3 protein-coding genes and 1 pseudogene are annotated in these 2,256 nt (G+C 38.1%); all 4 read left to right on the top strand.

Features of this window, described 5'->3' with window-relative positions:
* Positions 1–180 precede the first annotated feature (180 nt).
* The 4 genes and pseudogenes from B1A75_RS20095 to B1A75_RS20090 all read left to right on the top strand — a co-directional run bounded on the left by B1A75_RS20095 (position 181) and on the right by B1A75_RS20090 (position 1,869).
* Positions 181–324, top strand: a complete 144-nt coding sequence (locus B1A75_RS20095; protein ID WP_167367375.1) for a hypothetical protein — start codon at positions 181–183, stop codon at positions 322–324.
* 326 nt (positions 325–650) lie between these two features.
* Positions 651–977 (top strand): hypothetical protein, encoded by a 327-nt coding sequence (locus B1A75_RS19665; RefSeq protein ID WP_139761783.1) that lies wholly within the window; start codon positions 651–653, stop codon positions 975–977.
* A gap of 99 nt (positions 978–1,076) precedes the next feature.
* Positions 1,077–1,223: pseudogene (locus B1A75_RS19140) on the top strand (zinc ribbon domain-containing protein); the annotation flags it as partial.
* Between the two features lie 502 nt (positions 1,224–1,725).
* Entirely contained in the window at positions 1,726–1,869 is a 144-nt protein-coding gene (locus B1A75_RS20090; RefSeq protein ID WP_167367375.1) for a hypothetical protein, read from the top strand.
* Positions 1,870–2,256: the final 387 nt, after the last annotated feature.

Genomic DNA, 2,256 nt, shown 5'->3' with positions numbered 1-2,256 from the left:
AATACATACTCCCCTATATTACTTTTATAGAAATTTTTACGGGGGACTCACCTCATTTTGTGGGGATTATGATATAATTATATACAACTTATCATCATAAATCACCTGATTTATGGGGATAATTGGTATCACCAAAATTGTTTTTTGGATGGTGAAAAATAAAGAAAAAAGTGTAAAGATATGACCCCAACAACAGAGACTAAAAGGTCAAATCCTCAATCATTAATTGCAACTGGAAAAATCAAGGTATTTAAAGCAGATGATGAAGGTCGGGTTCTTTTGGATGAAAATGATCCAGATGACTTGGAATGGCTTGAAGAATAAATTGCCATTTATGTTTAATTTATAAATTTTTTGCTTGATATTACATATGCTATTACTACCCTTTTCAGGTGGTGATGGCATATGAAACGAAAGGAGAATCGGCGATTGAAAGCTCCTGTTAGGAGAAGAAAAGGATTTCAACAATCCAGATCCTTTCGCTCTAGACGATTTCGACAAGTTCGATATGCACAAATGAATGCTGCTTTAAGTTCGCAAATCAATTTTGATCGACTACCTCCTGGTGATATACTCGATGTTAATTCCAACGGTGTTGTTATTGTTGATCCGAATAATCCTGTTCATCGACGGTGGTTGGAAGACTGATGGTGCCAGGAGGAATATACGATATTTATTTTCAATTTCAAGAAGGGCAGGGCGGTGCTTATCGTCCTGTTCTTATTTTGGGTTTCAGAGGCAGTCGTGTACTTGCTATTGGATTGAAGATTACAAGATCAAAGAAATCTAAACGTTTTCCTCATCGTATAGAAATTATTCATTGGAGATATGCTGGTTTACGATCACCTTCTTGTGTTCAATATGATTGGTATAATGAAATACCTACTACTACTAGATTTCGAAAATTTTATGGCATGATGCACCCATATGATTTTCAGCGTGTTCTTTCTGCATTTAGAAGTTACCACGGTATTTAATCTACATATGAAAATAAATCGAGGATAATGTCTGGGTTTATTATCTTGAACCGAGAAGACCCCCACTTCCACGCGTGAGCGTAAGTGGGGGATGAATGGTGCTCATGCTGCGGGCGCCGGCAGGCCGACGTGAAATCACTGCATGTCCGCGAATGGGTGTGTCCGCACTGCGGGGCAGTACACGACCGGGACGAGAACGCCGCCCGGAATATCTTGAATGAGGGGCTTCGTTTGCTGTCTTCGTAAGGCAGCCAAACCGTGGGACGCACGGGGATGGCTTGGTGAATCATCTGCCGTAGGGCAGGTGTTCCCAAGAATCTCCCACCTCTAAGCGTAGGTGGGGGAGCGTTCAAAAAGACTGCGGTTCATTATATGTAAAACATAAACGTAAGCGTATGGAACAGCGTTTAGATTATGTTCAGTTGGATTTAGAATTAATCTGACTTCTCTTTTTTATTTTTCTGTATCAAAACCAAGATTACTTAAAAAATTAAGATAATCTTGGATAAGTTCCTAGGATACATCTTATGCAAACCAGAAAATTAAACAGATTAACATTTGATGTATCAATACATACTCCCCTATATTACTTTTATAGAAATTTTTACGGGGGACTCACCTCATTTTGTGGGGATTATGATATAATTATATACAACTTATCATCATAAATCACCTGATTTATGGGGATAATTGGTATCACCAAAATTGTTTTTTGGATGGTGAAAAATAAAGAAAAAAGTGTAAAGATATGACCCCAACAACAGAGACTAAAAGGTCAAATCCTCAATCATTAATTGCAACTGGAAAAATCAAGGTATTTAAAGCAGATGATGAAGGTCGGGTTCTTTTGGATGAAAATGATCCAGATGACTTGGAATGGCTTGAAGAATAAATTGCCATTTATGTTTAATTTATAAATTTTTTGCTTGATATTACATATGCTATTACTACCCTTTTCAGGTGGTGATGGCATATGAAACGAAAGGAGAATCGGCGATTGAAAGCTCCTGTTAGGAGAAGAAAAGGATTTCAACAATCCAGATCCTTTCGCTCTAGACGATTTCGACAAGTTCGATATGCACAAATGAATGCTGCTTTAAGTTCGCAAATCAATTTTGATCGACTACCTCCTGGTGATATACTCGATGTTAATTCCAACGGTGTTGTTATTGTTGATCCGAATAATCCTGTTCATCGACGGTGGTTGGAAGACTGATGGTGCCAGGAGGAATATACGATATTTATTTTCAATTTCAAGAAGGGCAGGGCGGTGCTTATC

Origin of the sequence: Geobacillus sp. LEMMY01 (assembly GCF_002042905.1) — a bacterium.
Taxonomy (GTDB): domain Bacteria; phylum Bacillota; class Bacilli; order Bacillales; family Anoxybacillaceae; genus Geobacillus; species Geobacillus proteiniphilus.
The sequence above is the reverse complement of the archived record's forward strand: the minus strand, read 5'-3'. Positions and strand labels throughout refer to the sequence as shown.